Annotated in this window: 21 protein-coding genes; 15 read left to right on the top strand and 6 right to left on the bottom strand. The window is 62.8% G+C overall.

Going from position 1 to position 25,306, the window contains the following annotated elements; genetic code table 11:
• Positions 1–31: 31 nt before the first annotated feature.
• Complete coding sequence (locus C0058_RS13605) at positions 32–1,120, top strand: LLM class flavin-dependent oxidoreductase (RefSeq protein WP_003211314.1); 1,089 nt, start codon at positions 32–34, stop codon at positions 1,118–1,120.
• 891 nt (positions 1,121–2,011) lie between these two features.
• Here the strand turns inward: C0058_RS13605 and C0058_RS13595 are convergent.
• Together C0058_RS13595 and C0058_RS13590 are read right to left on the bottom strand one after the other, a co-directional pair.
• Positions 2,012–2,806, bottom strand: coding sequence for a class II aldolase/adducin family protein (locus C0058_RS13595; RefSeq protein WP_003211295.1), 795 nt, complete (start codon positions 2,804–2,806; stop codon positions 2,012–2,014).
• Between the two features lie 107 nt (positions 2,807–2,913).
• Positions 2,914–3,819: a LysR family transcriptional regulator gene (locus C0058_RS13590; RefSeq protein WP_008434597.1), complete on the bottom strand. Its 906-nt coding sequence runs from the start codon at positions 3,817–3,819 to the stop codon at positions 2,914–2,916.
• Positions 3,820–4,039: 220 nt separating this feature from the next.
• Between C0058_RS13590 and C0058_RS13585 the strand changes: the two genes are divergently transcribed.
• The 11 genes from C0058_RS13585 (at position 4,040) to C0058_RS13525 (ending at position 19,256) form a co-directional block, all read left to right on the top strand.
• The gene (locus tag C0058_RS13585) at positions 4,040–4,663 is read left to right on the top strand and encodes a cysteine dioxygenase (protein ID WP_003211299.1); all 624 of its coding nucleotides are present in this window, start codon (positions 4,040–4,042) and stop codon (positions 4,661–4,663) included.
• Positions 4,660–6,240: a rhodanese-related sulfurtransferase gene (locus C0058_RS13580; RefSeq protein ID WP_102368807.1), complete on the top strand. Its 1,581-nt coding sequence runs from the start codon at positions 4,660–4,662 to the stop codon at positions 6,238–6,240. Before C0058_RS13585 ends, C0058_RS13580 begins: the two co-directional genes overlap by 4 nt.
• 102 nt (positions 6,241–6,342) lie before the next feature.
• A complete protein-coding gene (locus tag C0058_RS13575; RefSeq protein WP_003211301.1) occupies positions 6,343–7,299 on the top strand; it encodes an ABC transporter substrate-binding protein in 957 nt (318 codons plus the stop codon).
• 13 nt (positions 7,300–7,312) lie between these two features.
• Positions 7,313–8,656 (top strand): LLM class flavin-dependent oxidoreductase, encoded by a 1,344-nt coding sequence (locus tag C0058_RS13570; protein WP_008434605.1) that lies wholly within the window; start codon positions 7,313–7,315, stop codon positions 8,654–8,656.
• Positions 8,657–8,669: 13 nt separating this feature from the next.
• Positions 8,670–9,674, top strand: a complete 1,005-nt coding sequence (locus tag C0058_RS13565; RefSeq protein WP_003211303.1) for an ABC transporter substrate-binding protein — start codon at positions 8,670–8,672, stop codon at positions 9,672–9,674.
• Positions 9,675–9,813: 139 nt separating this feature from the next.
• Positions 9,814–10,992, top strand: a complete 1,179-nt coding sequence (locus C0058_RS13555; RefSeq protein WP_102368806.1) for an acyl-CoA dehydrogenase family protein — start codon at positions 9,814–9,816, stop codon at positions 10,990–10,992.
• Positions 10,989–11,948 carry a D-isomer specific 2-hydroxyacid dehydrogenase family protein gene (locus tag C0058_RS13550; RefSeq protein WP_102368805.1) on the top strand — a complete coding sequence of 320 codons (960 nt, stop codon included), beginning with the start codon at positions 10,989–10,991 and terminating at the stop codon, positions 11,946–11,948. Before C0058_RS13555 ends, C0058_RS13550 begins: the two co-directional genes overlap by 4 nt.
• A 309-nt stretch (positions 11,949–12,257) precedes the next feature.
• Positions 12,258–14,378 carry a TonB-dependent receptor gene (locus C0058_RS13545; RefSeq protein WP_102368804.1) on the top strand — a complete coding sequence of 707 codons (2,121 nt, stop codon included), beginning with the start codon at positions 12,258–12,260 and terminating at the stop codon, positions 14,376–14,378.
• Positions 14,379–14,404: 26 nt separating this feature from the next.
• A complete protein-coding gene (locus C0058_RS13540; RefSeq protein ID WP_008434613.1) occupies positions 14,405–15,979 on the top strand; it encodes an FAD-dependent oxidoreductase in 1,575 nt (524 codons plus the stop codon).
• 25 nt (positions 15,980–16,004) lie between these two features.
• The gene (locus C0058_RS13535) at positions 16,005–16,496 is read left to right on the top strand and encodes a RidA family protein (protein WP_003211308.1); all 492 of its coding nucleotides are present in this window, start codon (positions 16,005–16,007) and stop codon (positions 16,494–16,496) included.
• Between the two features lie 36 nt (positions 16,497–16,532).
• Positions 16,533–19,256 carry a TonB-dependent siderophore receptor gene (locus C0058_RS13525; RefSeq protein ID WP_256579583.1) on the top strand — a complete coding sequence of 908 codons (2,724 nt, stop codon included), beginning with the start codon at positions 16,533–16,535 and terminating at the stop codon, positions 19,254–19,256.
• Position 19,257: 1 nt separating this feature from the next.
• Here the strand turns inward: C0058_RS13525 and C0058_RS13520 are convergent, their stop codons facing one another.
• The 4 genes from C0058_RS13520 to C0058_RS13505 form a co-directional block, all read right to left on the bottom strand.
• Complete coding sequence (locus tag C0058_RS13520; RefSeq protein ID WP_102368803.1) at positions 19,258–20,145, bottom strand: LysR family transcriptional regulator; 888 nt, start codon at positions 20,143–20,145, stop codon at positions 19,258–19,260.
• Positions 20,146–20,327: 182 nt separating this feature from the next.
• The gene (gene ycaC, locus C0058_RS13515; protein WP_003207315.1) at positions 20,328–20,945 is read right to left on the bottom strand and encodes an isochorismate family cysteine hydrolase YcaC; all 618 of its coding nucleotides are present in this window, start codon (positions 20,943–20,945) and stop codon (positions 20,328–20,330) included.
• 25 nt (positions 20,946–20,970) lie between these two features.
• Positions 20,971–22,809 (bottom strand): amidohydrolase, encoded by a 1,839-nt coding sequence (locus C0058_RS13510; RefSeq protein WP_003207313.1) that lies wholly within the window; start codon positions 22,807–22,809, stop codon positions 20,971–20,973.
• Positions 22,806–23,396 (bottom strand): antibiotic biosynthesis monooxygenase, encoded by a 591-nt coding sequence (locus C0058_RS13505; RefSeq protein WP_003207311.1) that lies wholly within the window; start codon positions 23,394–23,396, stop codon positions 22,806–22,808. The genes C0058_RS13510 and C0058_RS13505 overlap by 4 nt, the downstream gene beginning before the upstream one ends.
• Before the next feature lie 170 nt (positions 23,397–23,566).
• Between C0058_RS13505 and C0058_RS13500 the strand changes: the two genes are divergently transcribed.
• From C0058_RS13500 to C0058_RS13490, 3 genes are all read left to right on the top strand, one after another.
• Positions 23,567–23,998: an AraC family transcriptional regulator gene (locus C0058_RS13500; protein WP_023658747.1), complete on the top strand. Its 432-nt coding sequence runs from the start codon at positions 23,567–23,569 to the stop codon at positions 23,996–23,998.
• Between the two features lie 83 nt (positions 23,999–24,081).
• Positions 24,082–24,804 (top strand): pirin family protein, encoded by a 723-nt coding sequence (locus tag C0058_RS13495; RefSeq protein ID WP_008434624.1) that lies wholly within the window; start codon positions 24,082–24,084, stop codon positions 24,802–24,804.
• A gap of 137 nt (positions 24,805–24,941) precedes the next feature.
• The gene (locus tag C0058_RS13490) at positions 24,942–25,289 is read left to right on the top strand and encodes a hypothetical protein (protein ID WP_102368802.1); all 348 of its coding nucleotides are present in this window, start codon (positions 24,942–24,944) and stop codon (positions 25,287–25,289) included.
• The last annotated feature ends 17 nt before the right edge of the window (positions 25,290–25,306 follow it).

The following is a 25,306-nucleotide window of genomic DNA, read 5'->3' as shown; positions in this document are numbered from 1 at the left end:
GCTTTATTCCTGCCCTCAACAAGGACTGACCATGAGCATCGAATTTATCGGCTATATCGGCGGCCACCACGCCTCCGAGATCCACCCTCGCAGCGGCCCGACCTTGCAGCCCGACTACGTGGAGACCGTGGCCCGCGCCCACGAAGAGGCCGGCTTCGACCGCGCGCTGGTGGCCTTCCATTCCAACAGCCCGGACAGTACGTTGATCGCTGCGCATGCGGCCAGCGTGACGAAAAAGCTGCAGTTCCTGATTGCCCACCGGCCCGGCTTCGTCCAACCCACCCTCGCTGCGCGGCAGTTCGCCACGCTGGATGTGTTCAACGGCGGGCGCACCGCGGTGCACATCATCACCGGCGGCGACGACCGTGAACTGCGGGCCGATGGCAGTCATATCGACAAGGATGAGCGTTATGCGCGCACCGACGAGTACTTGAGCGTGGTGCGGCAGGAATGGACCAGTGAAAAGCCCTTCGACCATCACGGCACTTACTACCGGTACGAGGGTGCGTTTTCGACGGTGAAGTCGCCGCAGCAGCCGCATATACCGTTGTATTTTGGCGGGTCTTCAGCGGCGGCCATTGCGGTGGCGGGCAAGCATGCGGATGTGTATGCGCTGTGGGGTGAGACCTACGAGCAGGTGAAGGAAGTAGTCACACAGGTGCGGGCTGAGGCGGCCAGGCATGGGCGTACGGTTCGCTTCAGTTTGTCGTTGCGGCCGATTCTGGCAGAGACTGAAGCGCTGGCTTGGGAGCGTGCGGACAGCATCCTGGAGCAGGCGACGGCGTTGGCTGAGAAGAATGGGTTTGTGAGGCGTGAACCGCCGAATGAGGGGTCGCGGCGGCTGTTGGCGGCGGCGGCCCAGGGGTCGCGGTTGGATAAGCGGTTGTGGACCGGGATTGCGGGGTTGCTGGGGGCCCAGGGTAACTCTACATCGCTGGTGGGTACGGCTGATCAGGTGGCCGAGGCGTTGCTGGATTATTACGACCTGGGTATCACGACGTTTTTGATTCGTGGGTTTGATCCGCTGAATGATGCTATTGATTACGGGAAGAGGCTGATTCCGCTGACTCGGCAGTTGGTGGCTGAGCGGGAGCGCCAGGCGGCTGGAAAAGTGGCCTGAGGGAGGGGGACCGAGTACATATCCGTTTCTTCGGTAACGGCCACTTATGGTTCCGCTCTTACAGCGGGTCACTTTTGGCAAACGCCCCAAAAGTAACCAAAAGGTCTTTGCCCCACCACTCGGTGCCTCGCCTAGGCTCGGCATGCCCGCACTCCGGCCCGGTTCCGCGGGCCGCCGCGACGGGCCATCCATGGCCCGGCGCGGCTAAATCGGCATCCTTGCCGATTTACCCGCTCCACCGTGCCTACTTGCGGCCATCGTGGTTGACGGGGCCCGCAGATCAAGATCAAAAGCAAGAGCACAGCGGCCTCCCGGCCGGCTTGAGTGTTAAAAGCAAAGGCAAGATCCAGAGCGAAAGCCAAATCTGAAGCTGATGCAGCTCTGCTTTTCTGTGGGGGGGGTGGTTCTGTTTTTCTGTAGGAGCTGGCTTGCCGGCGATGCAGACACCTCGGTACATCAGGCACACCGAAGCGATGCCATCGCAGGCAAGCCAGCTCCTACAGTGGACCGTGCCCGCTTCAGCTTTTGATTTAGCTTTTAACACTCAAGCCGGCTTTCAGGCCGCTGTGCTCTTGCTTTTGATCTTGATTTTGATCTTAGGCGCCCCGTTAAACCACGCTGGCCGAACGCAGGTATTACGGAGCGGGTAAACCGGCAGGACGCCGGTTTAGCCGCGACGGGGCAGGGACGCCCCGTCGCGGCGGCCCGCGGAGTAATGCCGGAGTGAGGGCACACCGAGCCTAGGCGAGGTGCCGAGTGGTGGGGCAAGAGCGTTTTGCTTACTTTTGCGCTGTTCAAAAGTGAGCCGCTGTAAGAGCGGAACCAATGGCGGCCATCACCCAAATAACGGATATACACCCACAACCAAGCGTAAATACCAAACCCACAACGTCAAAGTTTGTAATCAGTATCCGTACGCTCCAATTGCCGAATCAACGCATTCCAGTGCCGCGCCACCCCCGGCCCATCCCCGCTCTTGAACACTTCTGCCTGCTTCTCCACCTTGGCCACCACCTCCGCCGGCGGAAAGATCAACTCGGCATTTCCCCCCGCCTGCGCCGCAATCTGGATATTGCACGCCCGCTCCAGCCCCTGCAGCTGCTGGAACGCATGCTCCACACTCACCCCCGCCGTCAGCAATCCATGATTGCGCAGGATCATCACGCTCTTGTCCCCCAGGTCGGCCACCAACCGCTCACGCTCATCCAGGTCAAGGGCCACACCTTCATACCCGTGGTACGCAACGCGCCCGGAAAACCCGATGGAATGCTGGGAGATCGGCAACAACCCGTCCTTCTGCGCCGACACCGCAATACCGTCGCGCGTATGCGTATGCAGCACGGCCTGCAAATCGTGGCGAGCCGCATGGATAGCGCTGTGGATCACATAGCCCGCATAGTTGATCCCCAGGCCCGTAGGGTCATCGACAATCGTGCCGTCGATATCCACCTTGACCAGATTCGAAGCGCTGATCTCATCGAACAACAGCCCGTAGGCATTGATCAGGAAATGCTCCTCAGGCCCCGGCACCCGGGCGGAGAAGTGCGTGTAGATGTGGTCGGTCCACTTGTACAAGGCCGCCAGCCGATAGGCCGCCGCAAGTTTAACGCGCACCTCCCACTCTTCCGGGGTAACCCGCTGGCGGACGTTGTTCGAGACACTGGAGATCGAGGTGACGCTGCTCATGGCAAAACTTCCTGGATGGCCTTAAGGACTTCCAGGCAAGCCTAGGGGATGACCAAAAATAATAAAAAGCACATTTTAATCTAAGCTAATTATTATTTTTTTTCATATCACGCTGCATTGCGCACCTTGTGCAACGACGCCGCCACCAGCTTGCCAAACGCGTCCACCGGCCCTTGCAGGTTGCCCAGGAAATGCGGGTAGATCAGCCACAGGTCCATCACCGGCTTGAAGTCCTTCAGTGGCATGGCCGCCAGTTGATCGCGATGGGCACTGCGCTCCAGCAGCGGGCGTGGCACCAGGCCGAGGCCCAGGCCGTCAGCCACCAGGCCCAGTTGCAGCTCGGTGCCGAAGGTCTCCAGGTTGACCCGCAACGCCAGGCCCTGGTCCGACAGGGTGCGTTGCAACCCGGCACGGAAACCGCAGCCATCCGGGTTCAGGATCCAGCCATTCTGGTACACGTCCGCCAGCTTGCAGGGCTTCTTCGGCAGTTGGGCCTTGGCACACACCACCACCAGTTCCATCTTGCCGATGGACTCGCCGACGATGTTGTCCGGGAAGATCTTGCCCGCCGGAAACAGCGCCGCCGCCGCGTCCAGTTCGCCGCGCTCGATCTTGCCCACCAGTTGGCTGCCCCAGCCGGTAGCCACCTGGGCCCGCAGCTCGGGGAATTCACTGCGCAGGTGCTTGAGGGCGTCCAGCAACACCACGTCGCCAATGGTCTGCGGCACCCCCAGGCGCAGCAGGCCGGTGGGCGGCGCGTCGGTGGCCACCAGTTCACGCAGGGCGTCCATTTCCCGAAGGATCGAACGGCACTGTTCATACACCCGCGTTCCGATCAAAGTAGGCTTGAGCGGCTTGGTGTTGCGGTCGAACAACTCCACCCCCAGCGCCTGCTCGAAGTTCTGCACGCGACGGGTAATGGCCGGCTGGGTCAGTTGCAGCGACTCGGCGGCATGGCTGATGGACTGGCAACGAATCACTTCGACAAAGGCATCGATATCGTCAATTTTCATTTGGGCCGCACATAGAGAACAGTCATTAAGATGTGTGAAAAGCATAGTTCCATAAACGGTGGCTGGATAGCCCAACCCCCGGATCGATAACGTCTAACGCTATTCAAACCGGTTCTAAATTACTTTCCGCTATAACCTAATCATTAAAAAATAGCATATTAACTATAAACATTATGCTTAGATAAACCCATCACCACGAACCACCCACGATGGAATTGTCATGACCCAGGCCCGACACCCGGAGAGACTCAGAGCATTCATTGGCGCCCTGGCGGAATTGATCGACGGCAACCCTCGCGAAGGCGACCTGCTGCACCGCGGCGGCAAGCTACTGGCGCAACTGGTCAGCCACGATGACTGGCTGCCGGACGAGTTTGCCCAACCCGACCCCGAGCGTTATCAGCAATTCCTGCTGCACGCCGATTCGCGCCAGCGCTTCAGCATCGTCAGCTTTGTGTGGGGGCCGGGGCAGACCACGCCGATCCATGACCATCGCGTGTGGGGGCTGATCGGCATGCTGCGCGGTTCCGAGTATTCCCAGGGCTTTGCGCGTAACGCCGAGGGCGCACTGGTCGCCGACGGCAAGCGCATCCAGCTGGAACCCGGCCAGGTGGAAGCCGTGTCGCCGAAGATCGGTGACATCCATCAAGTCAGCAATGCCTTCCGTGACCAGGTGTCCATCAGCATTCATGTGTATGGCGCCAACATCGGTGCGGTGCGCCGCGCCGTGTACCAGCCGGACGGCAGCGAGAAACTGTTTATCTCCGGTTATTCCAACGCTTTTCTCCCGAACATCTGGGATTTGTCCAAAGACGCCCTGTCCAAAGAGAGCCCTGCCCCATGACTGTATCGAACCGCAGCTTCGCCCAGATTCGCCAGGCCCTGCTGGACCGTGAAGAAGTCGCCCTTGTGGATGTGCGCGAGGAAGCGCCTTTCGCCGAATCCCACCCGCTGTTCGCCGCGAATATCCCGCTGTCAAAACTGGAACTGGAAGTGTATTCACGCATCCCACGCCGGGATACCCAGGTGACGGTGTACGACAACGGTGAAGGCCTGGCACAGATCGCCGCCCAGCGCTTGCAGGCGCTCGGCTATACCGAGGTCAGCCTGCTGGAAGGCGGCCTGGACGGTTGGCGCAGCGCCGGTGGCGAGCTGTTTATCGACGTCAACGTGCCAAGCAAATCCTTTGGCGAGCTGGTGGAAAGCCAGCGCCACACACCGTCGCTGGCGGCTGAAGAAGTGCAGGCGTTGCTCGACAGCAACGCCGACGTGGTGGTGCTCGACGCCCGCCGCTTCGATGAATACCAGACCATGAGCATTCCCACCGGCATCAGCGTGCCCGGCGCCGAACTGGTGCTGCGCGCCCGTGAGCTGGCACCGGACCCGGCCACGCGCATTATCGTCAACTGCGCCGGGCGTACCCGCAGCATCATCGGCACCCAGTCGCTGATCAATGCCGGCATCGCCAACCCGGTGTCTGCCCTGCGCAACGGCACCATCGGCTGGACCCTGGCCGGGCAGAAGCTGCAACACGGCCAGGCTCGACGCTTCGCCCCGACCTCGGAAGAACACCGCCAGATCGCCGCCAGGGACGCCCGCCAAGTCGCCGACAAGGCCCGCGTAGGCCGCGCCACCCTCGCCGACCTGCAACGCTGGCAGCAGGAAGCGGCGCGCACCACTTACCTGTTCGACGTACGCACCCCGGAAGAATTCGAAGCCGGCCACCTGCCCGGCTCGCGCTCCACACCGGGCGGCCAACTGGTGCAGGAAACCGATCACGTCGCCAGCGTACGCGGCGCCCGGCTGGTACTGGTGGATGACGACGGCGTGCGGGCCAATATGTCTGCGTCCTGGCTCGCACAACTGGGTTGGGAAGTGCATGTGCTGGATGACCTGCAACCTGCGCACTTCAGCGAACCGGGGGCCTGGGTTGCCCCCGTCCCGGCGCCGCAACAGGCCGAGTTGATCAGCCCGCACACCCTCGCCGAATGGCAGGCTCATGGCGACACTGCGGTACTGGATTTCACCGCCAGCGCCAACTACGTCAAGCGCCACATTCCCGGTGCCTGGTGGGCGTTGCGCGGGCAGTTGCCCGAAGCCTTGCGCAAGGTGCCTGCTGCCGAACGCTACGTGTTGACCTGTGGCAGCAGCCAGCTGGCGCGCCTCGCGGTGGCGCAAGTCGAAGCGCTGACCGGCAAGCCCGTGTTCCTGCTGCAGGACGGCACTGCCAGCTGGATCGCCGCGCAACTGCCGCTGGAGGAAGGCGAGACCCGCCTCGCTTCACCGCGCATCGACCGCTACCGCCGCCCGTACGAAGGCACCGACAATCCGAAGGAAGCCATGCAGGCCTACCTCGACTGGGAGTTCGGCCTGGTGGACCAGCTGGCCCGCGACGGCACCCACGGGTTTTATGTGATCTGAACACCCCCAGGAGCGAGCCCGCTCGCTCCTCTTCCCACTACCAGCCGACCCCTTCTCCAGGCGGAGGCGACTGAACGCAAGACCTAGCCTGGAGCCCGCCTGATGCGCTTTACCCTTGCCCTTTTACTGGCCGCCCTCACCCTGGGGGCGACTTGCCAGGCCGCCGACCTGCAGCCCCTGCGAGTGGCCAACCAGAAATCCACCATCAAGGCGCTGCTGGAAGTCGCCGGCGAAACCCGGGATGTGCCCTACGAAATCCAGTGGTCCGAGTTCCCCGCCGCCGCACCGCTGGGCGAAGCCCTCAACGCCGGGGCCGTGGACATCGGCGCGCTGGGGGACGCGCCCTACGTGTTCGCCCTCGGTGCCGGAGCACCGCTGAAGGTGGTGAGCATCATCCACGCCGAAGGCCGCAACACCACCGCGCTGATTGTTCCGAAAGATTCCCCGATCCACGATCTTGCCGACCTCAAGGGCAAGCGCATCGTCACCACCCGCGGCTCCATCGGGCACTTCCTGGCGATCAAGGCGCTGCGCAGCGCCGGCCTTTCCACCCACGACGTGCAGTTCATCTTCCTGCTGCCCAGCGAGTCACGGCTGGTGCTGGATAACGGCACCGCCGATGCCTGGTCGACCTGGGACCCCTACACCACCGTGGTCACCAGCCAGAGCCAGGCAAGAGTCCTTGCCAGCGGCAACAACCTGCTGAGCAATCACCTGTACCTCGCCGCCACCAGCAAGGCGATTGCCGACAAGCGCGTGCAGCTGGACGACTTCGTGGCCCGGGTCGACCGCGCCTACCGCTGGAGCAACGATCACCCGCAGGCGTTCGCCGCCGCCATGGCCAAAATCACCGGCTTGCCGCTGGAGGTGCACGTAGCCGTGGCCAACGCCACCCATATGCAACCGGTGGCGATTGACGACTCGGTGATCAGCGGCCTGCAAACCACCGCCGACATCTATCAGGACGAAGGCCTGCTGACCAAACACATCGACGTCTCCCAAGGCTTCGACAAAAGCTTCAACGCCAAACGTGCCCCGCTTACCCAGGCTTCCCGCTAAAAGGAGAGAGAACATGAGCAAACGCCAACTGAAACTCGGTGCCATGGTGCACGGCGTCGGTCACGGCTGGGGCGAATGGCGCCACCCGCAGGCGCAGCCCAATGCCAGCGTCAACTTCGGGTTCTACAAGCATCAGACGCAACTGGCCGAAGGCGCGAAGTTCGACTTCGTGTTCATCGCCGACAGCCTGCATATCCATGAAAAATCCAGCCCGCACTACCTCAACCGTTTTGAGCCGCTGACCATTCTTTCGGCCCTGGCGGCCCTGACCTCGAACATCGGCCTGGTGGCGACCGTCACCGTGAGCTACACCGAACCGTTCCAGGTGGCGCGCCAGTTCGCCTCCCTGGACCACATCAGCGGCGGCCGCGCCGGCTGGAACGTGGTGACTTCGTGGCTCAGCGGCACCGCCGACAACTTCGGCAAGGCCGAGCACCCGCCCCACGCCGTGCGCTACCGCATCGCCAGGGAGCACGTAAATGTGGTCAAGGGCCTGTGGGATTCCTGGGAAGACGATGCCTTCGCCTACAACAAGCAAAGCGGCGAATTTTTCACCCCTGGCAAGCTGCATGCACTGGAACACAAAGGCGAGTTTTTCTCGGTCAAGGGCCCGCTGAATATCGCCCGCTCGCGCCAGGGCCAGCCGGTGATTTTCCAGGCGGGCACTTCCGAGGACGGGCGCAATTTTGCCGCCGAAAACAGCGACGCGATTTTTGTCCATGCCGAGACCTTCGACGAAGCCAAAGCCTACGCCCAGGACTTGAAGAAACGCGCCCGCAGTTTTGGCCGTGATGCTGATCAGTTGTCGATCCTGCCGGGCATCCGGCCGATTGTTGGCCGCGACGAAGCCGAGGTGGAAAGCCGCTATCAGCAAGCTGTTGAGCTGGTGACCGTCGAGGACGCAATCGTCGCCCTGGGCCGCCCGTTCAACGACCACGATTTCAGCAAGTACCCGCTGGACGAACCCTTCCCGGAACTCGGCGACCTAGGCTCCAACAGCCAGAAAGGCGGCTCCGACCGCATCAAGCAACTGGCCCGCGATGAACGCCTGACCCTGCGGGAAGTGGCCCTGCGGTTCTCCCGGCCCAAGCGCGATTTTGTCGGTACCCCGGAGCAGGTCGCCGACGCGATCCAGACCTGGTTCGAAGCCGGCGCGGCCGACGGCTTCATCATCAATTCACTGCTGCCGGACGGCTTGCAGTACTTCACCGAGCTGGTAGTGCCGGTGCTGCAACAACGCGGGCTGTTGCGCAGCGAATACAGCGGCGCCACCCTGCGGGAAAACCTTGGCCTGGACGTGCCGGCGAACCGCTACAGCACCCCGTTCGAAACTCAACCAACGCAGATCGCCATCTGACCAGGGCACGACCATGACGAACACGATCAAACACGGACAGTTCAATCGTCGCGGCTTCCTGGGTGCCAGTTCGATTGCCCTTGGCGCGCTGGGCCTCGCCTCGCTGGTGCCCCGGGCTTTCGCTGCACCTGCGAAGCTCTCGGACCTGACCCTGGCCGTCGCCACCTACCGTGGCCAGGACTCGTACTTCACCGACGACGCCGGCACTTCCAACACGCCCTATAAAGTCGACTACGCCGAGTTCGCCGGCGGCAACCTGATCGTCGAAGCGCTGGCCTCCGGCAGCCTGGACATTGGCGGCATGAGCGAGATCCCGCCGATCTTCTCGATCCAGAGCCACCGCGAGCCGAAGCTGATTGCGGTGCTGCAAGGTGACGTGAATAACCAGGTGATCCTGATTCCCAAGGAGTCGAAAATTGAATCCATCGCCCAGTTGAAAGGCAAGCGTGTGGGCTATGTGCGCTCCACCACCTCGCACTACTTCTTGATCAAGGCCTTGAAGGAGCAAGGGCTGACCTTCAACGACATCACCCCCGTGGCACTCACGCCACAGGACGGTTTCAGCGCGTTCCAGAGTGGCCAGCTGGACGCCTGGGTGATCTACGGGGTGTTTATCCAGCTGGCGAAATTCCGCAGCGGCGCCCGGGTATTGAAAACCGCCCTCGGCTACCTCTCCGGCAACTACCTGATCGGCGCCCGCCCCGCTGCCCTGGAAGACCCGCTGCGCAAACAGGCGATCCAGGATTACTTGCAGCGCCAGGCGCGCACGCTGGAATGGATGAACAACAACCCTGAGCCGTGGGCTGAAAAATCGGCGAAGTTGCTCGGTGTGGACAAGGCCGTGTTCCTCGACGTGTACAACAACCGCAGCCAGCCCTACAGCGTGATCGAGGTGAACGACCAGGCCATCGCTTCGCAGCAGGAAGTGGCGGACCTGTTCTTCAATGCCGGGGTATTGAACGAGCGGCTGGATGTCAGCCCGTTGTGGGACCGGCAGTTCAAGTTGCTGCCGATATAACCCGCCTTCGAAAACGCCGAATAACCCATGTGGGAGCGGGCTTGCTCGCGAAAGCGGTGGATCAGCCAACGGATGTGCAACCTGACACACCGCTTTCGCGAGCAAGCCCGCTCCCACATTTTGAACGAGTACACCCATCATGAGCCTTTCTTCTCAACCGTCACTGCGCTCCGTGGAAGTGGCCAATTTCGAAGCCTTGCTGGAACGCCTCAGCGCCCAGCTCGCCGCCACTGCACACATCGTTGATGAAAGCGGCACCTTCCCCCACGACAACTTCAAGCTGCTGCACGAACACGGCCTTGTCGCCCTGACCGTGCCCAAGGCCCTCGGCGGTGGCGGTGCCAACCTGAGCCAGGCGCGCAAGGCCATCAGCGCGATTGCCAAGGGCGAGCCGTCCACCGCGTTGATCCTGGTGATGCAGTACCTGCAACACACGCGCCTGCAAGACAGCAAAACCTGGTCGCCCGCCCTGCGCACCCAGGTCGCCGAAGACGCTGTGCGCAATGGGGCGTTGATCAATGCCCTGCGCGTCGAACCCGACCTCGGCACCCCGGCCCGTGGCGGCCTGCCCGCGACCATCGCCCGGCGTACCGCCGCCGGCTGGCGCATCAGCGGGCGCAAGATCTACTCCACCGGCAGCCATGGCCTGAGCTGGTTCAGCGTGTGGGCCCGCAGCAGCGATGAAGACCCGTTGGTAGGCGCCTGGCTGGTGCCCAGGAACAGCCCCGGCATCAGCATCATCGACACCTGGGACCACCTCGGCATGCGCGCCACCTGCAGCCATGAAGTGGTGTTCGACAACGTGCTGGTGCCGCTGGACCACGCGGTCAGCGTCAGCCCCTGGAGCGCACCGCAGGCGGAACTGGACGGTGACGGGTTCCTGTGGATGTCGGTACTGCTCTCATCGGTGTACGACGCCGTGGCCCAGGCCGCGCGCGACTGGCTGGTGGACTGGCTGGAACAACGCAAGCCGTCCAACCTCGGCGCCGCGCTGTCGACCTTGCCGCGCTTTCAGGAGACCGTCGGGCATATCGACACCCTGCTGTTTGCCAACCGCAGCCTGCTGGACGCCGCCGCCGACGGGCACACCCCGGCAGCCCACGCCGCACAGATCAAATACCTGGTGACCGGCAACGCGATCCGTGCCGTCGAGTTGGCCATCGAGGCGTCCGGCAATCCCGGCCTGTCCCGACACAGCCCACTGCAGCGGCATTACCGCGACGTGCTGTGCAGCCGCGTGCATACCCCGCAGAACGACGCGGTGCTGCAAGGCGTCGGCAAGGCCGTCTTCGCTCAACGACACAAGGAACGCCCATGAGCCAGGTGATTATCGCCAGCCAGCTGGACGAAGATTTCAATCAAGTCATCCGCCAGCGCCTGGCCCTCACGCACCCCGGTGCAGAGGTGATCAGCGTGCCGGCCGGTGTGCCCAGCGACTTGCCGGCCCAGGCCAATATCCTGCTGGCCCGGCCGATCAATGTGCGCGGCTACACCGCGCCGGACACACCGCCACCGGGTTGGCCGTATGGCGTGCAGTGGATCCAGGTGGTGTCGTCGGGCATCGACTTCTATCCCAGGTGGCTGTTCAACGGGCCGCCGGTGAGCACCTCACGGGGCAGCGCCGCCGAAAACCTCGCCGAGTTCGCCCTCGCGGCAATCTTCGCGGCGGCCAAGCATTTGCCGGATATCTGGGTAAAGGATGCCCAGTGGCAGTTCACCCCGTTGCGCCCGCTCAAGGGCACCACCCTGGGGATTCTCGGGTTTGGCGCGATTGGCCGCAGCCTGGCGCAGAAGGCTCATGGGTTGGGGATCAAGGTGGTGGCATTACGCCAAAGTAACACGCCGTTTGACGTGGAGGGTGTGGAAGCGGCGCGGGATATCCATGACCTGTTTGCGCGTTCCGATCACCTGGTGCTGGCAGCGCCACTGACCCAGGCCACACGGCATATCGTCGATCGGGAGGCGCTGGCGAATGCCAAGCCAGGGTTGCACCTGATCAATATTGCCCGGGGAGGATTGGTGGATCATGAGGCGCTGCTGGAGGCGCTGGACAGCGGCCATATCGGGCTGGCTTCGCTGGATGTGACCGAGCCCGAGCCATTGCCGGACGGGCATGCGTTGTATGGGCATCCGAGGGTCAGGGTGTCGCCGCATACGTCGGCGATTTCGACCAATAGCCGGCATGATATTGCGGACAGTTTCCTGGGCAATCTGGAAAGGTATCTGAGTGATCGGCCGCTGGAAAACCTCGCTGATACCCAACGCGGTTACTAAACCCAACAGAGATCAAAATGTGGGAGCGGGCTTGCTCGCGAATGCGGTGTTTCAGTCACTGTCAATGTTGACTGAGCGACCGCATTCGCGAGCAAGCCCGCTCCCACATTTGTTTTTTGTCGGCTGAAAAATATCATCAGCCTTACGCATCACATTCAAACCAATACATACCTGTTTTTTATAATTAACTTATAACTAATCGGACTTTTACGCCCGGCATTTATACAAATACTGTTACATCCAGTACCGACCCCTGACCAGGTGGAGGCCCAATTTTGCCTAAACCGTCAACCACCTCAGGGGTCCATCATGAGTCCTACCGCCGTACCCAATCGCCTGGCACTGGCCATCTCCCTCGCCCTGTTCGGCCTTTCCGTTCACGCCGACGACACCGCCCTGCCGGTGGTCAACGTCACCGCCGAGCACCGCAGCGAAGACCTGCAAAAAACCCCGCTGGCGATTTCCGCGTTTGATGAAAAGGCCCTGGAAGACAAGCAGATCAACAGCGTGCGCGACCTCGCGGGCCAGGTGCCGAACCTGACACTCAGCCGCCAGTCGATCTCCTACAGCGCGCAGACCTACGGCATTCGCGGTATCGGTGAAACCGACCCGATCCAGGAAGCCGCCGTCGCCGTGTATGCCGATGACCTGTACATCCCGCGTGCGATTTCGTCGATGCTCGACTTCAACGATGTGGAGCGTGTCGAAGTGCTGCGCGGGCCCCAGGGCACCCTGTACGGACGCAACAGCAGCGCCGGCGCGATCCGCGTGATCACCCGCGACCCGACCCAGGAAACCCGTGGTTTTGTAGAGCTGGGCGCCGGCAACTACGATGCGCAGAACGCACGCCTGCTGATCAGCGGCCCGCTGGTGGACAACGCGCTGTTCGGCAGTTTCTCGGCGATCCGCCTGAGCCGCGACGGCACCGTCTCCGACCCCACCCGGAGCAAGGATGTAAACAACGTCGACATCCAGTCCTACCGCGGCAAGCTGCGCTACAAGCCGGTGGATTCGCCGTGGGATGTGCAACTGACCCTGGCCGGTACCTTCGACCGGGGCGACACCACCAGCTACACGCCTTTCGACGCCAACGGGCATTTCGACAAGTTCAAGAGCTACAGCAGCCTCGACCCGAAAAACCGCCTGGACCAGGGCAGCTCGGTACTGCGGGCGATTTACGCGATCAATGACAACCTGAACTTCAAATCAGTGACGGCCTACTCGGCGTTCCACCAACCGGTGGACTACGACAACTCAGGGCAAGCCGCGCTGATCCAGAACAACCTGATCCTGTACAAGCAGAACTATGCGACCCAGGAGTTCCAGCTCAACGGCGACTACGACGATTTCAGCTTCAGCACCGGGGTGTACCTGTACCGCGAGAAGTTCGACGCCGACCGCGACAACCTTACCTATTCCATCGCCCGCAATCGGGTGATCGGCCAGGGCCAATACAGCACCACCAACACCGAAAGCTATGCGCTGTATGGCCAGGGCACCTACAAGCTGACGCAACAACTGTCGCTGATCGCCGGCCTGCGCTTTACCCGCGAGCACAAGAATTTCGACTTCACCAACTACGCGATCAACACCGACCGGCAAATCACCGGCACCAACTTCACCGCCGAGTCGAGCAAATCCTGGCAGTCCACCAGCCCGAAGATCGGCTTCGAATACGCCTGGACCCCGCACCTGAACCAATACGCCTACGTCGCCAAGGGTTTCAAGGCCGGTGGCTACGACAACCGCGCCCCCACCCAGGCCGCCGCCGAACAGGCGTTCTCCCCGGAAGACGTGACCACCTGGGAAACCGGGGTCAAGGGCGACTTCTTCGACCAGCGCCTGCGGGCCAACGTCGCGCTGTTCTACAACGACTACAAAGACCTGCAAACCAACGCCTATGACCCGGCGCTGGGGGTGAGCCTGCGCACCAACGTCGGCCGTGCCCACACCTACGGCGTGGAGCTGGAAACCCTCACGGCCCTGAGCCGCGACCTGCAACTGACCGCCAACGTCGGCTACCTGCAAAGCAAGTACGACGACTTCCAGAACGCCAGCGGTGCCGGGGTGGATGCCAACGGCAAGCAACTGGTGTTCTCGCCACGCTGGAATGCAAGCGTTGGCCTGAACTACACCATCCCGGCCGGGCTGCCGGGCACCTGGCTGGCAGGCACCGATGCGCAGTTCCAGACCAAGTCCTACGCCAACGCATTGAACGACGACATCCAGGAAATCCCGCAACAGACCTTCTGGAACGCCAACACCCGCTACATCAGTGGCGACGGCCACTGGACCACCACCCTGGCGGTGAAAAACCTGCTGGACCGCGCCTACCCGCAGTCGGTGGGCTACGTGCCCTCCAGCGGCGCCCGCTACTACTCGGTCAACGACCCGCGAACCCTGTTGCTGACCGTGCGCTACGACCTCTGACAAACCGCTATCTCAAGGAGCGAATCATGGCTTTTACCCGCAGGGAACTGATTTCCCGTATTGCCGCCGTGGGCGGTTATTCCGCCGCTGTCAGCGCATTGGGCGCGCTGGGGCTGACGCCTCAGGCGGTGGCATCGAGCTTTACCCCACTGCAATTGGGCAGCACTGGCAAAGGCAAGCAGGTGGTGGTGGTCGGCGCCGGGATCTCCGGGCTGGTCAGCGCCTATGAGCTGCGCAAGGCCGGGTTCAACGTGACGATCCTGGAAGCCCGCGACCGGGTGGGTGGACGCAACTGGACCCTGCGCCGAGGCACCAAGGTCGATTTCGACGACGGCGTCAGCCAGACCGTCGACTTTGATGACGGGCAGTTTTTCAACGCCGGCCCCGCGCGTATTCCCAGCCACCACCAGACGATCCTCGGCTACTGCCGCGAGCTGGGTGTGGAGCTGCAAGTACTGGTCAACAGCAGCCGCAACGCCCTGGCCCGGCCGGATACGCAGCAACCGGCATTCCAGCTGCGCCAGGCGGTCAACGACACCCGCGGCCAGCTCTCGGAACTGCTGGCCCGCACGGTCAGCCGCAAGGCGTTGGACCAGGACCTGAGCGTGGATGACCGCAAGGCGCTGCTGAGTTTCCTCAAAGTGTACGGCGACCTCAACGGCGACCTGCAATACAAGGGTTCGGTGCGCTCCGGCTACACCCGCGTGCCCGGCGCCGGCGACCAGACCGGCGTGACCCGCGCGCCGCTGGAGCTGCAGACCCTGCTCAATCCCAAGCTGTGGGGCGCGCTGGTGTTCGATGAAATCCCGGAGTTTTCCTCCACCATGTTCCAGCCGGTGGGCGGCATGGACCGCATTCCGTATGCCTTCTACGAACATCTGAAAGATGCGGTGCGCTTCAACGCCGAAGTCAGCGATATCCAGACCTCGGAGCAAGGCAGCCGAATCACCTACCGCGACCGCATCAGCGGCAAGACCCAGGTGCTGAGTGCCGACTATGCGATTGTCACCGTGCCCTTGCCGCTGCTGGCCAAGCTGCCAACCAACTTCACGGCACCCTTCAAGCAGGCGATCCAGACCGCGCAAAGCGACCAGGCCAACAAGGTGGCCTGGCAGGCGCCGCGCTTCTGGGAAACCGACTTCAACATCTACGGCGGCCTGTCGTACCTCGACCATGAAGTCAAAGGCCTGTGGTACCCCAGCGACCGCCTCAACAGCGCCCAGGGGATTCTGGTGGCGGCCTACAACACCAGTGAATCGGCCCAGGCCTTCAGCCAGAAATCCCTGGCCGAACAGTTCGCCTCCTCACGCCAGGCGGTGGAGCTGTTGCACCCCGGCCACAGCGCCAAGCTGCAAAAACCGGTGGCGATCAACTGGTCGAAAGTCAGCTACAGCAAGGGCCCGTGGATCGTCAACGACGAGGTCGGCGAAAGCGCCTACCGCCTGCTCAACGAGCCCCAGGGCCGCACGTACCTGGCCAGCGACGCCCTCGCCCACGGCGGCGTCGGCATCTGGCAGAACAGCGCCGCCGATTCGGCGCGGCGCATCGTCTCGCTGATCGGCCGGCATGCCGAACGCCAGCAACCGGGCGTCGCCGCCTGACTTTTCTCTCTCAAGGAATGAACCGATGAAGACGCTTTTTGCAGGACTGCTGATGACCGCCACCACCCTTGCCGCCCACGCCGATGAGATCAAGCGCGTGCCGCTGCCGAACTCGAATTTCCCGATCTCATTGGCGGTGTCGGTGCCGCCACAGACCGAGCTGCTGTTTGTGAGTGGGTTGCTGGCCGACCTGCATGACCCCAAGGCGCCGAAAGACTCGTTTGCCGCCTATGGCGACACGGCCATCCAGACCACGTCGATCCTCAACAAGCTCAAGGGTGTGCTGCAAGGCCAGGGCCTGGATTTGGGAGATGTGGTGCAGCTGCGGATATTCCTGGTGGGCGATCCAGCCAAGGGCGGCAAGCTCGACTTTGCCGGGTTGCAGGAAGGCTACACGCCGTTTTTCGGCAGTGCCGAGCAGCCGAAAAAACCGGCGCGCACCGCGGTGCAAGTCGTCGCGTTGCCATTGCCCGGCGGGCTGGTAGAAATCGAAGCGGTTGCCGCGCGCAAACGCTGACAGGGACATCACTCGAGACCAAGGAGCTCCACTCTCATGCGAAAATTCAACTGGCTGACGGCACCTTTGTGGCGAGGGAGCTTGCTCCCGCTGGGGCGCGCAGCGGCCCTGAAGCCTGACTCCGCAATTTCCCCGGAAGACTGTGGCGACGGTATTGGGGCTGCTACGCAGCCCAGCGGGAGCAAGCTCCCTCGCCACAGCAAGCTCCCTCACCACAGCAAGCTCCCTCGTCACAGCAAGCTTCCTCACCACAGCAAGCTCCCTGGCCACAGCAAGCTCGCTCACCGTAAAAGGCTACATCGGTACAATCATCTGAAACTCCTGCCGCTCTCGCTGGCGTGCGGCCTGGCGTCCTTCGGCGTCGAATCTGCCGAAGACCGCTCCCCCACCCTCGACACCGTGGTGGTCACCGGCAACCGTGGCGCCGAACAACGCACCGTCACCACCAGCCCCACGCCGATTGATGTGATCAGCGGCGAACAACTGCGGGCCGTGGGCAAGCCGAGTTTGCTCGAAGCGTTGGGCAAGCTCATCCCCTCGTTCAACCTGCCCGACCGCGCCGGCTGGGATGCCAGCGGCGTGGTGCGTTCGGCCACCCTACGCGGCCTCACCGCCTCTCACGTACTGGTGCTGGTCAACGGCAAACGCCGCCATACCAGCGCCACCCTGAACATCAACGGCATCAACAGCGGCGCGGCCCCCAGCGACCTCGACCTGATCCCGGTGGCTGCCATCGACCATGTGGAGGTGCTGCGCGACGGTGCAGCGGCGCAATACGGCTCGGATGCGATTTCCGGGGTGATCAATATCATCCTCAAGCAGACCACCGGCGGCAGTTCCGACACCACCCTGGGCCAGAACTACGACGGCAAGCGCGGCACCGGCCAGGAGGCGCTGAACTATGGCTTCCAGGTGGGGGAAGCCGGGGTGCTCAACGTGTCCCTCGACACCCGCTACCAGGAGCGCGACAACAAGGCCGGCAGCAACGGCTACAGCAGCCATTACTACCCGCTGGCGGACGGTTCCCCCGACCCGCGCGAAGCCACCTCCAGCCACCACACCTACAAAGGCTACGGCTCGCCCCGCAGCCAGTTGGGCGATGTGGCGTACAACCTCGACCTGCCGCTGAACGACAACCTGACGCTGTACTCGTTTTCCACCCTGGCCACCCGGGAGAACAACGACGGCCAGAACTTCCGCCTGCCCAACGGCCGCAATACCATCACCACCGGGCCCAATGGATACCCCGATGGCTACAGCCCGTACTGGCTGGTCAACGAGACCGACTTCCAATCGGCCTTCGGTGCCAAGGGCAATGACCTCGGCGGCGGTTGGGGTTGGGACCTGAGCAGCACCTACGGGCGCAACTACGCCAAGCAGCGCACCTACGACAACCAGAACCCGTCCCTGGGCGAAAGCACACCGAACAAGTTCACCTCCGGGATCTACATCGCCGACCAGCTCACCACCAACCTCGACCTGAAAAACACCTACGAGATCGGCCTGGCCAAGCCGCTGGACGTGGCGTTCGGCCTGGAGCACCGGCGCGAGAGCTACGAGACCCGCGCCGGCTCCGAGGCTTCCTATATCGATGGCGGCTACGTGTTCCCGGCAGGCCATCCGCGTGCCGGGCAGCGTCCCGATCCGGGGGCTCAGGTCACCAACGGCATCCGTCCGGAAGACGCGCAGAAGGTCAGCCGCAACAGCGTCGCCAGCTATGTCGACCTCGGGTTCTACCCCACCGAGCAGTGGTACATCGGCGTGGCCGGACGCTACGAACATTACAACGAAGGCGTCGGCGGTACCCGCAGCGGCAAGCTCAGCACGCGGTATGCGTTCAACCCGGTGTTCGCCCTGCGCGGCACCGTGAGCAACGGCTTTCGCGCACCGTCCCTGGCCAACGAGATCTTCACCGCACGCTCCACCGGGTTCGACACCATCAATGGCGTGTACCAGTCGTATAACTACGTGATCCTGCCGGTGGATTCCGCCGGCGCTCAGGCATTGGGTGCCAAGTCACTGAAGCCGGAGCGCTCGACCAACTTCAGCCTCGGTTTCGCCGTGACCCCAAGCGATGACTTGAGCCTCACGGTGGACGGCTACGTGATCAACCTGCGGGACCGCCTGGTGCTCAGCGAACGCTTCCAGGGCCCGGGCATTGCCTCCCTGCTGGACAGCATCGGCGTACCGGCCACGGCGGGCGCGCAGTACTTCACCAACGGCGCCAACACCCGCACCTCCGGGGTGGACGTGGTGGGCAACTACCGGCAGAACCTCGACCGCTACGGCTCGGTGAAATGGACGGCGGCGCTGAACTACAACCACACGCAGATCCTCAGCGTCAACGACACCCCGGCGCAGCTCGCCGCCCTGGGCAACTTCCAGTTGATGGGTCGCCAGTCACGGGCACTGATCACCAAGACCTCACCCAGCAGCAAGATGATCTTCTCCGCCGACTGGGCGATCCACGACTTCGACGTCAACTTGCGCCTGACTCGCTACGGCACCTACACCGAGGTCAACAGCTCCAGCGACGCGAGCCTGGACCGCACGTATTCGGCCAAGTGGATCACTGACCTCGACGTGGCCTACGCGATCAGCAAACAGCTGACGGTGGCCGTAGGTGCGCAGAACCTGTTCGACAAATACCCGGATCACATCGGCGTGAAGAACTCGTCGTTCGGCGATAACTGGGGCAGCTATTCGCCGTTCGGGTTTACCGGCGGGTATTACTACAGCCGGGTGCAGTACGCGTTCTGATTCAACAACCGCCGGCCAGGCGTTCACGTAGGAACTCGATCAACGCCTGCACCGGGCGCGAGCTCTGGCGGTGCTGGGGGTAAACGGCGGAAAGGGTCAGGGGTTCGGGCGCGCAGTCATCCAGCAGCGTCACCAGGCGGCCGTCCTGCAAGGCTTGGGCAACGATAAAATGGGGTAGATAGGTGATGCCCAACCCGGCCACGGCGGCATCCCGCAGCAGCTCACCGTTGTTGACCCGCATGCGCCCGCTGACGTTGCGGGTATGGGGTTTGCCATCGACCTTGAAGTGCCATTGGACCTGGCGACCATGGCCGTAAGGCAGGCATGCGTGATCGGCCAGGTCATCGGGACTCTGCGGCGTGCCGTGGCGGGCCAGGTAGTCGGGACTGGCGCAGTAGACGCGCTGCACACTGGCGATGCGTCGGGCGATCAGGGTCGAATCCTCGAGGGTGCCGATGCGCAGCACCAGGTCGTAGCCCTCGCTGATGAGGTCTACCGGGCGGTCGCTGAGGTCCACTTCCACGGTGACATGAGGGTGGCGTTGCAGGAACAGCGGCAACAGGCAACCCAGGTGCGCCATGGCAAACGACAACGGCGCGCTCAGGCGAATGGTGCCTCGGGGCTCGGTGTTTTGCCCGGCGATGCCCTGCTCCACTTGCTCGACTTCACTGAGCAGGCGCAGGGCGGATTCGTAGTAACTCTGGCCCAGCGGCGTGACGTCCAGGCGGCGGGTGGAGCGGTTGAGCAGGCGTACGCCGAGGCGCTCTTCCAGCTGGATCAGGCGGCGGCTGACAAATTGCTTGGACAGGCCAAGATGCTCGGCGGCAGCGGTGAAACTGCCGGATTCCATGACCTGGCAAAACAGGCGCATGTCTTCGAAGGGGTTCATTGTCGCTTCTCGGTGGACGCTGGGCTGTTTTATAACCGGTCAGTCGCCACACCACAAATCAAAATGTGGGAGCGGGCTTGCTCGCGAAGGCGGTGGGTCAGTCGGTACATGTATTGACTGGCACACCGCCTTCGCGAGCAAGCCCGCTCCCACATTGGATTACCTGCATATCAGAGAGCGGTTTATTTGGCCGTCAGCGCCGAGTAGCTGTTCATCAAATTGCGATAGTTGGGAATACGCGGCGACAGCAGATTCGCCAAGCCTTCCATGTCGTTGCGCCAGTCCACCTGCAGCTCGCAGGCCACCGAGAACCAGTTCACCAGCTGTGCACCGGCCGCCGTCATGCGTGCCCACGCCGCCTGTTGCACGGTCTCATTGAAGGTGCCCGACGCATCGGTCACCACAAACACTTCAAACCCTTCAGCCAGGGCCGACAGCGTCGGGAAGGTTACGCACACGTCGGTCACCACCCCGGCAATGATCAGTTGCTTGCGGCCGGTGGCTTTCACTGCCTTGACGAAGTCTTCGTTGTCCCACGCGTTGATCTGGCCAGGGCGCGGGATGTACGGCGCGTCCGGGAACAGTTCTTTCAGCTCCGGCACCATCGGGCCGTTGGGGCCGCTTTCGAAACTGGTGGTGAGGATAGTCGGCAGCTTGAAGAACTTGGCCAGGTCCGCCAGGGCCAGCACGTTGTTCTTGAACTCGTTGGGCGAGAAGTCCTGCACCAGGGAAATCAGGCCGGTCTGGTGATCCACCAGCAGCACCACGGCGTCATCTTTGTTCAGGCGTTTGTAAGTCATGGGAACACTCCTTTGGGGGTTAGATTCAGAAGGCAAAACACGAGCAGCCAAACGCGCCCCAGAAACCCTGGAAGTCGCTGACCGGCACGTTCGAGAGACGCGCCCGTTCATGGCTATGGGCATGCACGCCACAGGGGCCGCTGCATTGGTGCACCTGGGCTTGCAGCGCTGACGCCGGGCGCCAGTGGCCCGGTACCTTGACCACCGGCGACCAGTCCGGCAGCACCGGCACGCTGGGTGGTGCGAAATCTTCAAAGTCGCCGGCGCCGTAGACCACCTTGCCGCCGACCACGGTGAGTACCGATTCGATCCACTTGATGGCTTCCTCGTCGACACTGAAGAAGTCCGCCGACAGTGCCGCCACGTCCGCCAGTTGGCCGACCTTGATCTGGCCCTTCTTGCCCTGCTCGGAGGAGAACCAGGCGCTGCCGTGGGTGAACAGTTCCAGGGCCGTCAGCCGGGGCAGCCCCTCGGCGTGCAGTTCCAGCCCGCCGACGGTGCGGCCGCTGACCATCCAGTACAGCGAGGTCCAGGGGTTGTAGCTCGACACCCGGGTGGCGTCGGTGCCTGCGCCCACCGGCACGCCTTCGGCGAGCATGCGTTTGATCGGCGGCGTGGCCTCGGCGGCCTTGGCGCCGTAGCGCTCCACAAAGTACTCACCCTGGAACGCCATGCGGTCCTGGATCGCGATGCCGCCGCCCAGCGCCCGCACGCGCTCGATGTTCTGCGGGGTGATGGTTTCGGCGTGGTCGAAGAACCATGGCAAGCCGTTGAACGGGATGTCGCGGTTGACCTTCTCGAACACGTCGAGCATCCGCGAGATCGACTCGTTGTAGGTGGCGTGCAGGCGGAACGGCCAGCGCTGTTCCACCAGGTGGCGCACCACCGGCTCCAGTTCCTGCTCCATGGTCAGCGGCAGGTCTGGGCGTGGTTCGAGGAAGTCTTCGAAGTCGGCCGCCGAGAACACCAGCATTTCGCCGGCGCCGTTGTGGCGCAGGTAGTCGTCGCCCTGATGCAGGGTCACGCTGCCGGTCCAGTTCTTGAAGTCGCTGAGTTCTTCCTTGGGCTTCTGGGTGAACAGGTTGTACGCGATGCGCACGGTCAGTTGCTGGTCCTTGGCCAACTGTTCGATCACGGCGTAATCGTCGGGATAGTTCTGGAAACCACCGCCGGCGTCGATGGCACTGGTCAGGCCCAGGCGGTTGAGTTCGCGCATGAACTGGCGGGTGGAATTCACCTGGTATTCCAGGGGCAGTTTCGGGCCCTTGGCCAGGGTCGCGTAGAGAATCATCGCGTTGGGCCGCGCCACCAGCATGCCGGTGGGGTTGCCGTTATGGTCGCGCACGATCTCGCCGCCGGGCGGGTTCGGCGTGTCCTTGGTGTAGCCGGCCACCCGCAGGGCGGCACGGTTGAGCAAGGCGCGGTCATACAGGTGCAGCACGAACACCGGCGTGTCGGGGGCGGCCTGGTTGAGTTCGTCGAGGGTGGGCATGCGCTTTTCAGCGAACTGGAATTCGTTCCAGCCGCCTACCACCCTCACCCACTGCGGCGTGGGCGTGCGGTCAGCCTGATCCTTGAGCATGCGCAGGGCATCGGCCAGTGACGGCACGCCTTCCCAGCGCAGTTCGAGGTTGTAGTTCAGGCCGCCACGGATCAGGTGCAGGTGCGAGTCGTTGAGGCCAGGGATGACGGTGCGACCCTTGAGGTCGATGACCTGGGTACCACTGCCGCGCAGGGCCATGGCTTCACCGTCGGTGCCCACCGCGACGAAGCGTCCCTGGTGGATCGCAACTGCCGTGGCGCGGGGATTTTCACGGTCCACGGTGTGGAACTGGCCATTGAACAGAATCAGGTCGGCGTTCATAGGGTTTCCTTTACAGAGGCTTCAAGCCAGGGCGCGAACAGGCGGGTGGCCGCCGGCATCAGCAGGTAAACCACCAGTACAACGATGGTCAGGGTGACCAGGAAGGTGGCGACGATGTAGTTGGACAGGAACGGGTGCAGCCGCAGTACCGGGCCCCAGATGATCGGCACCAGCAACGTCAGCGGCAGGATCACCAGCAGCGTGACCACTGCCTGTTTCCAGCGCGGCGGCTTGGCGGCAGCATCGGCCAGGGGCGAGAACCAGAACTCGTTGACCGCGCCGACTTCGGTCTGGTCGCCGTCGGCCAGCATCGGTGCGGCTTGGTTGATCAGCTCCAGGCGCTGCGGCGAATCGAGCCAGCGCTCCAGGTCTTCGGTGGAGCGATAACGCAGCACGCAGGTGAACAGCGCAAGGCCGCCCTGCTTGCTGCGCACCACGTCAACGCCGAGGTGGCCGGGACGCTCACCGGCAATACGCACAATGCGTCGCAGCCAGGCTTCGTAGTCGGCTTCAAGCCCGGGTTTTATGCGGTGCTTGACCACCAGGGTCACGACCTCGTCCGGCCCGCCTTGTGCTGTTGAGTCCATCGTGCCCTTCCCCTGGATGCTTGAACGTTCGCGCTAGTGTGCGACGGCCCGATCCAGAAAAATTGCATGCATGTGCTCAGTTCAACAGATGCTTGCAGCGGTCTACACTGGGGATTCATTCACCGGTAAGGTGTGTGAAAACAAGCGCCCATCGACCACGGATAGCGATCATGGCTCAACCAGCAGCTGCAACCGGGACCCTGTGTTCAGAGCGGGAACAGAGGGTCAAGCAATTGATCCTCGCCAATCTTGCTGGCCCCCTGGAGGTGACGGAACTGGCTCGCGCCTGTGAGCTGTCCCGCAGCCATTTCTCCAGGGCCTTCAAGCGCACCACCGGTGTATCGCCCCAGGAATGGATTCGCCAGCAACGCATCAAGCAGGCCAAGGTGCTGATCACCGGATCCGCCCTGAGCCTGACGCAGATCAGCCAGGAATGCGGGTTCTGCGACCAGGCGCACTTCTGTCACCTGTTCAGCCGCAGCGAAGGCGTGAACCCGATGGCCTGGCGCAAACTTCAGCTGCGCTACCGCCATCATCTGCGGACGGCACAGCTGGCGATCGTCAATCTAAAAGAGACAGTCATTCCGATTTCAGCTTCTTAATCAACCTATCGTTAACCAGTAATCTTCTCCTCACACCGAAGCCCTGCATCTCGCAGCCAGGCTTCCCTTGAGGAGAACACCCCATGCTGACCCTTCGCAAAGCCTCGGAACGCGGCGCCGCCAATCACGGTTGGTTGAAGTCGTTCCACACCTTCTCGTTCGCCAACTACTGGAATCCCAAAGAACAGGGTTTTTCCGACCTGCTGGTGATCAACGATGACCGGGTTGCCGCCGGCAAGGGCTTCGGCCAACACCCGCACCGCGACATGGAGATTTTCTCCTATGTGCTCGAAGGCGCCCTGGAACACAAGGACACCCTGGGCACCGGTTCGGTGATTCGCCCCGGCGATGTGCAACTGATGAGCGCCGGCAGCGGCGTGGCCCACAGCGAGTTCAACCACAGCCACACCCAGGGCGTGCACTTCCTGCAAATCTGGATCGTGCCGGATGTGGCGGGCGCCGAACCGCGCTATCAGCAGGAGCACTTCACCGAGGCGCAGAAACGCGGCCGGTTGCAGTTGATCATCTCGCCGGAAGGCACCGACGGCTCCCTCGGCGTGCGCCAGGACGCGCGGGTGTATGCCGGGCTGTTCAACGGCTTTGAAACCGCCAGCCTGCCGCTGGCCCCGGAACGCTACGCCTACATCCATGTGGCGCGGGGCAGCGTTGAAGTCAATGGCCAGCGCTTGCACGAAGGCGACGGCGCCCGAGTGCGCGATGAGCGGGAGATTCACCTGAGCCATGGGGAGGACGCCGAGGTGCTGGTGTTCGACCTGCGCCCTCGGGAACTGCCAGAAATGCCGTGATGAGCGACGCGATGGCCCGGGAAAACGGGCCATCGCTGGCGTCGATAGTCACCATCAGCCCAATGAAGTTCTCTTAAAAAATCTGCCGCGTAACATCGCATCCATACCAACCAACGACTTTCCCGGAGCACACCCTCATGAAACGCCAACTCTTGCTTAGCCTCGCTTTCTCGGTACTTGCTGTAAGCGCCTTTACCCAACCTGCCCTCGCTGAAGGCGGCGCGGATCGCCTGATGGACAGCCGCGTGGCTGAGGGTGGGTCTGACCGTATGCTGGAACGTCGTGTTGCTGAAGGCGGGTCTGATCGCCTGCTGGAACGTCGTGTTGCTGAAGGTGGTTCTGATCGCCTGCTGGAACGTCGTGTTGCTGAAGGTGGCGCTGAACGTCTCCAGGGCAACCGTGTAGCTGAAGGTGGTGCTGACCGTCTTCAAGAAAACCGTGTGGCTGAAGGTGGTGCAGACCGCCTGATGGAAAACCGCGCGTAACGACTGTGGTTCGCGGT

The organism is Pseudomonas sp. NC02 (assembly GCF_002874965.1).
In the GTDB taxonomy this organism is placed as follows: domain Bacteria; phylum Pseudomonadota; class Gammaproteobacteria; order Pseudomonadales; family Pseudomonadaceae; genus Aquipseudomonas.
The sequence above is the reverse complement of the archived record's forward strand: the minus strand, read 5'-3'. Positions and strand labels throughout refer to the sequence as shown.

Coding starts and splice junctions, on each gene's coding strand:
- C0058_RS13570 (WP_008434605.1), top strand. CDS start 7,313: ATGAGCAAACGCCAACTGAAACTCGGTGCCATGGTGCACGGCGTCGGT.
- C0058_RS13555 (WP_102368806.1), top strand. CDS start 9,814: ATGAGCCTTTCTTCTCAACCGTCACTGCGCTCCGTGGAAGTGGCCAAT.
- C0058_RS13580 (WP_102368807.1), top strand. CDS start 4,660: ATGACTGTATCGAACCGCAGCTTCGCCCAGATTCGCCAGGCCCTGCTG.
- C0058_RS13585 (WP_003211299.1), top strand. CDS start 4,040: ATGACCCAGGCCCGACACCCGGAGAGACTCAGAGCATTCATTGGCGCC.
- C0058_RS13490 (WP_102368802.1), top strand. CDS start 24,942: ATGAAACGCCAACTCTTGCTTAGCCTCGCTTTCTCGGTACTTGCTGTA.
- C0058_RS13575 (WP_003211301.1), top strand. CDS start 6,343: ATGCGCTTTACCCTTGCCCTTTTACTGGCCGCCCTCACCCTGGGGGCG.
- C0058_RS13545 (WP_102368804.1), top strand. CDS start 12,258: ATGAGTCCTACCGCCGTACCCAATCGCCTGGCACTGGCCATCTCCCTC.
- C0058_RS13505 (WP_003207311.1), bottom strand. CDS start 23,396: ATGGACTCAACAGCACAAGGCGGGCCGGACGAGGTCGTGACCCTGGTG.
- C0058_RS13595 (WP_003211295.1), bottom strand. CDS start 2,806: ATGAGCAGCGTCACCTCGATCTCCAGTGTCTCGAACAACGTCCGCCAG.
- C0058_RS13495 (WP_008434624.1), top strand. CDS start 24,082: ATGCTGACCCTTCGCAAAGCCTCGGAACGCGGCGCCGCCAATCACGGT.
- ycaC (WP_003207315.1), bottom strand. CDS start 20,945: ATGACTTACAAACGCCTGAACAAAGATGACGCCGTGGTGCTGCTGGTG.
- C0058_RS13540 (WP_008434613.1), top strand. CDS start 14,405: ATGGCTTTTACCCGCAGGGAACTGATTTCCCGTATTGCCGCCGTGGGC.
- C0058_RS13605 (WP_003211314.1), top strand. CDS start 32: ATGAGCATCGAATTTATCGGCTATATCGGCGGCCACCACGCCTCCGAG.
- C0058_RS13520 (WP_102368803.1), bottom strand. CDS start 20,145: ATGAACCCCTTCGAAGACATGCGCCTGTTTTGCCAGGTCATGGAATCC.
- C0058_RS13565 (WP_003211303.1), top strand. CDS start 8,670: ATGACGAACACGATCAAACACGGACAGTTCAATCGTCGCGGCTTCCTG.
- C0058_RS13500 (WP_023658747.1), top strand. CDS start 23,567: ATGGCTCAACCAGCAGCTGCAACCGGGACCCTGTGTTCAGAGCGGGAA.
- C0058_RS13510 (WP_003207313.1), bottom strand. CDS start 22,809: ATGAACGCCGACCTGATTCTGTTCAATGGCCAGTTCCACACCGTGGAC.
- C0058_RS13535 (WP_003211308.1), top strand. CDS start 16,005: ATGAAGACGCTTTTTGCAGGACTGCTGATGACCGCCACCACCCTTGCC.
- C0058_RS13590 (WP_008434597.1), bottom strand. CDS start 3,819: ATGAAAATTGACGATATCGATGCCTTTGTCGAAGTGATTCGTTGCCAG.
- C0058_RS13525 (WP_256579583.1), top strand. CDS start 16,533: ATGCGAAAATTCAACTGGCTGACGGCACCTTTGTGGCGAGGGAGCTTG.
- C0058_RS13550 (WP_102368805.1), top strand. CDS start 10,989: ATGAGCCAGGTGATTATCGCCAGCCAGCTGGACGAAGATTTCAATCAA.